We start from the raw sequence: 6723 nt of genomic DNA on the forward strand, positions 1-6723 counted from the left end.
AAAACTTAACGCTTTGAATGTGCAAAATGCTACACAAGTAGCCACGTAATTACCTTAACTAAGTCAAAAATCAGCTTTTTTCCAAAACAGAAACCAGCCTTTTTATATCATTTTGGTCATTATAGAGATGAAGAGAAACCCTGAGGGATTGTCCTCTGACAGAGACAAAAACCTTTTCGTTTTCCAAGTCAGATTTAAGAGCCTGTGGATTTAAACCAGATTTTAAAGGCAAAGCAAATAGGTGATTGGAACTTGATTGAGAATGGAAAAGGTCCAGTTCTAAAATTTCAAATAAGTACTTTTTTAAATCTGAAGTGTAATGCTGAATTTCATCTGTGCTCCATTGGAGAATTTGTTCCAATGATTTTTTTAGAATCGGCATCAAGATGAAATGACTGCTTTCTCCTACATCAAACCTGTGAGCTTTGGGTAAGAATTCCTGCCTATAATTCGTCAAATCAGAGAAATTCCTGGAATTTGTCCTGTTCATCCAAGACTCTTCCAAGGGCTTACCACCTTCAAATTTTTCACCAAAATATGCTAGGCCCAAAGAATAAGGACCTAATAGCCATTTATAGGTAGCACAAATCAAGGCATCGATTTTACATGCCTTCACGTCTATAGGCTTTGCCCCTACCGATTGAGTGCCATCCACTATAAAGCATGCCCCTACTTTTTGGCATTTTGCTCCGATAGCCTCCAGGTCAAAAATGTAGCCATTCATCCAGTGAACGCTGGAAATCAAAACCAAGGCAGTATGCTCATCGATAGCAGCTAGAATTTTATCATTCCAAGACAGCTCAGAATCTTCCCCAATCACTTCAAGGCTAGCTTCTTGTTCTTCCGCCCAGCGTTTAACAGCAAAATATCCACTCGGAAATTCATCCTTCACCGTAATGGCTTTTTTGCCCTTCTGGTCAGTCCAGTTAGACAAGGCACTTGCAAACCCATAGGAGGTACTTGGAATAATGGCTATTTCATCCGATTGGGCAGAAATCAATTGAGCAAATAGCCCCCTCACCTCTTCGGTTTCTGTGAAAAAATCCGAAGGCTGCAATTCCTGAGGATTCCTCATTTTGCCCAAATCCGTCAATGCAGCATTTTCAGAAGCCTTGAGTAAAGGCCCCCGATATGCATTGTTGAGATAGGAAATCTCAGGATCAATAGAAAATAAGTGTTTCTGGCAGTCCAATTCGAGCTGAGGTTTAACAGAATAAATTTAATAGATGGCAATGAAATCAATCACTCAATCCACAAAATTTATCCTAGTGAAAGCTAATTCATCATCAATATTGGAATACATCCAAATGGCTCCATCTTTCACAAAATACCTTGAGGATAAAGATGTGAGTTCCGGAATTTCGGACTCTATCAAAAGATTCAAATCTTGATCAAAGACACTTAAATAAAGGGTAGAACCTGTTACAGTATACTCATCATATTCATTTATTTCCTCGCTGAATTTCTTTTTCTCAGAAAACCTATAAAACACATTTTTGCGATCGTCCCAAATCAAATGCTTATAGGAAATATCTTCCTGAGCTTTCCGTGTAATTTCTTTGAGTTCGCCGCTTGTCATTTCCACTTCCTTTGGAGGTTTGTAAGTACTTTTACTCCCCAAAAGAGGACTATCCCAAGTTTTTGAATAAAGACTATCTTTTTCCAAGTCAAATACATGAACCTCATTGAATGCATTCATGGTCATGTAAATCCTATTATTTTCAAGTGAGGAATAAACACTTGGTCCATAGCCTCCTGCAGGATTTCCATTGTAAAGGATTTCCAATCTATAATCCCTCCCTTTATCGAAAATAGGCAGCGGGATTTCTTTATATGTTCTTTCGCTTAAATTAAAGTCGATCAGAGAATAACTGTAATTTTCCCAGTGAAGCGTTAGTACAAAAACTCTGGTAGGATTGTCCTTGATTCTGAAAACTTGCAGGGGATAGTAATTAGTCTCTCCCAAAATATCAGAAGCGATTTTTTCTAGCTCCAAGTTCTCAACCAATTTTCCTTTCTGATCATGAACTTTGTAAACCATGTAGTTTTTGAACAGCAAATTTTCATTTGGCAAAATAGAAAAACTAGCAGTTCGAGATCCTATTCCGTCTGGTCCCTCCGCTTCATACTGAATCTTTCTCACAAGTTTCAATTCATTCAAATCAATTCTTTCTGCCACTTGACTTTCCGGATTAAAATTGATCAAATAACTTTTATCCGGAGAAAGTGAGGAAAAATTAAGATCGTAATTGAGAGAAAGAAATTCCTCTCCGGCATCTACCATCACAGTGTCTATGGATAATTTAATCTCGCCTGAAAATCCCCCCTTATCATCTGTTTTGCCGCAGGAAAACAAAAAAGGAATAATAGCAAATAGAAATAAGTACCTCATATTGGAAATTTTAAGTGAAAAATGAATTTGGCAAAAGATAGAAAAAACAGGATTTTATTTCTACTAATAGCTTTTTATTAAATGTTAAATTCATAACAACTAGTAAATTTTAAACAGTTTTCAGCCCTAAAGAAATTCGCTTTCCAGCCATTTAGACAGTTATCAAGGTTCTAGAAGAGGATATTTGATAATTCATAAAAAACACTTCAATTCTTTCATAATCAGAAAAATACCCTGTACAGGGTATAAAAATGCAGGAGATAAATTGTATATTTTTTTTCAAATAAAGACAGGAATGGAAAAAGCGAAAAGTACTGAATGGAAAAACGCTGCTACAGAGCTTGCGGGAATGATTTATGGGGTTTCATTGGACGGAGTTGTAACCAGAAATGAATATGAAACCTTGAAAAATTGGTGTGCAGACAATGAGTCTTTTTGCGAACATGAACCTTTCAATGGTTTATATTCTAAGATTAAATCCATTGTGGACTCAGGTTCTGTGAATAAGGAGGAGTTGGAGGAAATCGAAGATATTCTTAATAAATTTTTGGAGAAAATCGGATCCAAACAACGGGTTGAAGATTCCAACAAACTATTTATCAAAGGATTACTAAAAGGAATCCTTTCCTCGGGAGACATTAACGATCAGGAAGTCTACAAGCTAAAACAGTTTTTAGAAAACCAAGACGATGAAAATTTAAAGTCTAAATTTAATGGTCTTAAAGAGCTTATCGATAAGATTTGGGAAGACGGCAAAGTAGATGATGCCGAGTTTAGGATTTTGAAGGATTATATGGGCTTGTTAATTCAAATTGTTTAGATAATCCCCTTTTCAGGATGTTTTGGAGTCACTGTTCTTCCAAAAGCCATTAACTCTTCAATCTGATTATCCATTTCTCCATTGGGCTGTATCCATGGGCCTATACCTGCTTCCTTTTTCTTGTAATCCAAGTAGCCCACAACAATTGGAACATCAGCTCCCAGCGCGATGTGGTAAAAGCCGGTTTTCCACTTCTTTACTGCACTTCGAGTGCCTTCAGGAGTAACCATAATCACCAGTTCCTCTGATTCTTTGAGCATGGAAATCATAGCCTCAGTGTAAGTTTGTTTTCTTCCCCCTGGAATTCGCTTTCTATCAATGGCTATACCTCCTAAAGCTTTGATAAACCAACCTAATGGTCCTACCATAACTTCTTTTTTGATGGTAAATTTCACAGGAATATCCATCAGGAAAAAAGCTGCTCTGGCATATAATAAATCCCAATTCGAAGTGTGGGGAATAGCAATTAAAACGGCCTTTTTTACTCCTTCCGGCCAATTGGTATTCAATGACCAACCGGTAATCCAGAAAACAATCCGGGATAGAAACTTCATCATGCGCTGAGGGTGGATTTATTGGGTTTACTCAATTCTAAGATAGATGGATTCTCTTCAATATATTTCATGGTTTGGGTATAACCCGCCTGAAATAATTGGGAAGCTTTTTTGATATCAAAAACACCAAATTTGCCTAATCCAGGAGCCTCTATGAAATAATCGCATTTAGCCTTTCGGCTGTAAACATTGTAATTCATCGCCATGATAACTGATCGCTCGATCAGCTTTTTCATATTGGTTATGTTGCTTTCCTCAGGCAAGTGATTGCAATTTACGCCGATGACATAATCACAGATGCCATCCAAAGGCTCAACTGGCAAATTATTCAGCACTCCTCCATCGACTAGGTACTTATTTTCGATTTCAATGGGTTCAAACATCCCCGGGATACAGCTAGAAGCCATTACCGGACGAATCAATTCTCCTTCTGAAAAATAGACCGCTTTTCCTCTTTTGATATCCGTTGCAGCCACAGTTAAAGGAATTTTCAACTGTCCAAAATCATTATGAGCCATGTAGATTTTGAAAAGGCTTTCGATACTGCTCATTTTGAGGATCCCAGTCCACGAAATAGCAGGTCTTAAAAATTTGAAATAGTTAGTCTCTACAATGATTTTTAAAACTTCTTCCGGCTGATAACCTTGACAATACATTGCACCAGCGATTGCACCGGCGGAAGTTCCACTGATTTGCGTAGGATAAATACCGGCTTCATTCAGTCCCTTTAAAACTCCAAGGTGTGAAATACCCCGAACTCCTCCGCCTGAGAGGGCCACTCCTATTTTCAATTCAGATTTCATCAAGTTTGAATGTTTGGTCTACCCGAACACCTTTTTCGGTCATTTTAACGGTGCAACATTCATTGACAGGATCATGTTCAAAAAACAGAATATATTCTTCTCTAGCCGCTTCTTCCAGAAATTTGGCTTTTTCATCCATGGTCAGCAAAGGTCTGGTATCATATCCCATCACATAAGGAATAGGAATATGGCCCACTGAAGGAAGTAAATCTGCAACAAAAACCAATGTTTTTCCTTTATACTGGATTTTTGGAAGCATTTGCTTATCCGTATGCCCATCAACTGTGATAAAGTCAAAACCAGGGAATAGAGATTTGGAACTCAAGTCCACCATTTTCAGATGACCCAGCTCTTCCATTGGCTCAATATTTTCCTTTAAAAAAGACGCTTTTTCTCTTGGATTTGGCTCAGTTGCCCATTTCCAATGATCTGGGTTAGACCAATAGTTCGCTCTGGGAAAAGCCATTTCATACTGTCCATGACTTCCATACTTAACTCCACCTCCACAGTGGTCAAAATGCAAATGGGTCAGAAAATTATCGGTAATCTGGTGAAAACCTACTCCTAATTTTCGAAGAGATTTTTCCAAAGAATCATCTCCATGCAGGTAATAATGAGAGAAAAACTTTGCGTCTTGCTTAGCTCCTATTCCATTATCAATCAACACCACACGATCTCCATCTACAGCCAAAAGGCAGCGCATGGCCCAGGTGCATAGATTATTTTCATCTGCTTGGTTGGTTCGTGACCAAAGAACTTTGGGTACTACCCCAAACATGGCCCCTCCATCCAATTTAAAAAAACCGGCATTGACTACGTGTAATTCCATTTATTGATTCAAAAGAAATCCCGGACTTGGATGAGTCCGGGATTGAAATTTTATTCTACTACCACACCCATCGAGCAGAACTTGTCGATGCGTTGGTCGATTCGTTTTTCTGGCTTGATCTTATCCAATTCTTTCAAGGCAGAAGTGATGGTTTCTTTGATAGTTTTAGACATCCACTTTAGGTCTTTGTGTGCTCCTCCAAGTGGCTCAGGAATGATATCATCAATCAATCCATTTCCTTTCATGTCTTTTGCTGTCAGCTTCAATGCTTCAGCTGCCTGTTCTTTGTAATCCCAGGATCTCCATAAAATAGAAGAACAGGACTCAGGAGAAATCACAGAGTACCAAGTGTTTTCCAACATGTAAACTCTGTCCCCTATTGCAATTCCTAACGCACCTCCAGAAGCACCTTCGCCAATGATAATACAAATCACAGGGACTTTCAGCATAAACATCTCTTTGAGATTTCTAGCAATAGCTTCACCTTGGCCTCTTTCTTCAGCTTCCAAGCCTGGAAATGCACCCGGAGTATCAATCAGAGTTACTATTGGCTTACCGAATTTTTCAGCCATTTTCATCAGGCGAAGTGCCTTTCGGTAACCTTCAGGATTTGCCATCCCAAAGTTTCTCTCCTGACGCTGTTTGGTGTTGCGACCTTTTTGCTGACCAATAAACATGACAGTGCGGCCATCAATGTCTCCAAGACCACCGACCATTGCTTTATCGTCTTTTACAGAACGGTCTCCATGCAATTCGATGAAATCGTTGGTGATTTCATAAATGTAATCCAATGCATAAGGTCTGTCTGCGTGGCGGGAAAGCTGAACCCGCTGCCATCTAGTCAAATTCTGAAATGTTTCTTTTTTCAAAGCGAGGATTTTTTCTTCCAGGGACTCAATATCTGAACTTAAATCGATATTTCTACCTTTGGCCAAATCCTTCATTTCCTGAAGTTTTTGCTCTAAATCAGCTATTGGTTTTTCGAATTCTAATACCATTTTGGTGATTTTTGAATGGAACAAAGATAAGGAATATCCTTCAGAGGCAAACCCTTTCGTGGAAATAGACTAAATTCAAAAATATTGAAAATTATTCTCCTGAATTAGAAAGAGATAGAATCAAAGTTAAAAAAATTTTATGGTAAGGTATTGCGGAAAAAATCGAAATACCTACCTTTGCATCACTTCAAACGAGAAGCACACAAAACGGAGTGGTAGTTCAGCTGGTTAGAATGCCTGCCTGTCACGCAGGAGGTCGCGGGTTCGAGTCCCGCCTAGTTCGCTAAAATTAAATAATATGGAGTTAAAAAGAGCAGTAATATCTGA

At 38.5% G+C, this 6723-nt stretch carries 7 protein-coding genes and 1 tRNA gene; 2 read left to right on the forward strand and 6 right to left on the reverse strand.

What is annotated here, in order from left to right; translation table 11 throughout:
* Positions 1-70: 70 nt before the first annotated feature.
* Both B2906_RS04460 and B2906_RS04465 read right to left on the reverse strand, forming a co-directional pair.
* Positions 71-1192: an aminotransferase class V-fold PLP-dependent enzyme gene (locus B2906_RS04460; protein ID WP_286935730.1), complete on the reverse strand. Its 1122-nt coding sequence runs from the start codon at positions 1190-1192 to the stop codon at positions 71-73.
* Positions 1193-1246: 54 nt separating this feature from the next.
* Positions 1247-2392, reverse strand: coding sequence for a DUF4221 family protein (locus B2906_RS04465; protein ID WP_219959269.1), 1146 nt, complete (start codon positions 2390-2392; stop codon positions 1247-1249).
* A gap of 295 nt (positions 2393-2687) precedes the next feature.
* Between B2906_RS04465 and B2906_RS04470 the strand changes: the two genes are divergently transcribed.
* Positions 2688-3212 carry a hypothetical protein gene (locus B2906_RS04470; RefSeq protein WP_286935732.1) on the forward strand — a complete coding sequence of 175 codons (525 nt, stop codon included), beginning with the start codon at positions 2688-2690 and terminating at the stop codon, positions 3210-3212.
* On the opposite strand, the gene B2906_RS04475 is transcribed toward B2906_RS04470, so the two are convergent.
* The 4 genes from B2906_RS04475 to B2906_RS04490 are packed head-to-tail and all read right to left on the reverse strand — an operon-like array spanning position 3209 to position 6396.
* Complete coding sequence (locus B2906_RS04475; protein ID WP_286935734.1) at positions 3209-3769, reverse strand: 1-acyl-sn-glycerol-3-phosphate acyltransferase; 561 nt, start codon at positions 3767-3769, stop codon at positions 3209-3211. The two genes, B2906_RS04470 and B2906_RS04475, sit on opposite strands and share 4 nt — an antisense overlap.
* A complete protein-coding gene (locus B2906_RS04480; protein ID WP_286935735.1) occupies positions 3766-4569 on the reverse strand; it encodes a patatin-like phospholipase family protein in 804 nt (267 codons plus the stop codon). The genes B2906_RS04475 and B2906_RS04480 overlap by 4 nt, the downstream gene beginning before the upstream one ends.
* Positions 4559-5398: an MBL fold metallo-hydrolase gene (locus B2906_RS04485; protein WP_286935740.1), complete on the reverse strand. Its 840-nt coding sequence runs from the start codon at positions 5396-5398 to the stop codon at positions 4559-4561. Before B2906_RS04485 ends, B2906_RS04480 begins: the two co-directional genes overlap by 11 nt.
* Before the next feature lie 50 nt (positions 5399-5448).
* Positions 5449-6396 carry an acetyl-CoA carboxylase carboxyltransferase subunit alpha gene (locus tag B2906_RS04490; RefSeq protein ID WP_091655597.1) on the reverse strand — a complete coding sequence of 316 codons (948 nt, stop codon included), beginning with the start codon at positions 6394-6396 and terminating at the stop codon, positions 5449-5451.
* A 209-nt stretch (positions 6397-6605) separates the two neighbouring features.
* Between B2906_RS04490 and B2906_RS04495 the strand changes: the two genes are divergently transcribed.
* Positions 6606-6679, forward strand: a tRNA-Asp gene (locus B2906_RS04495).
* The last annotated feature ends 44 nt before the right edge of the window (positions 6680-6723 follow it).

It is taken from the genome of Algoriphagus sp. UBA3586 (assembly GCF_002376385.1).
GTDB classification, from domain to species: Bacteria; Bacteroidota; Bacteroidia; order Cytophagales; family Cyclobacteriaceae; genus Algoriphagus; species Algoriphagus ornithinivorans.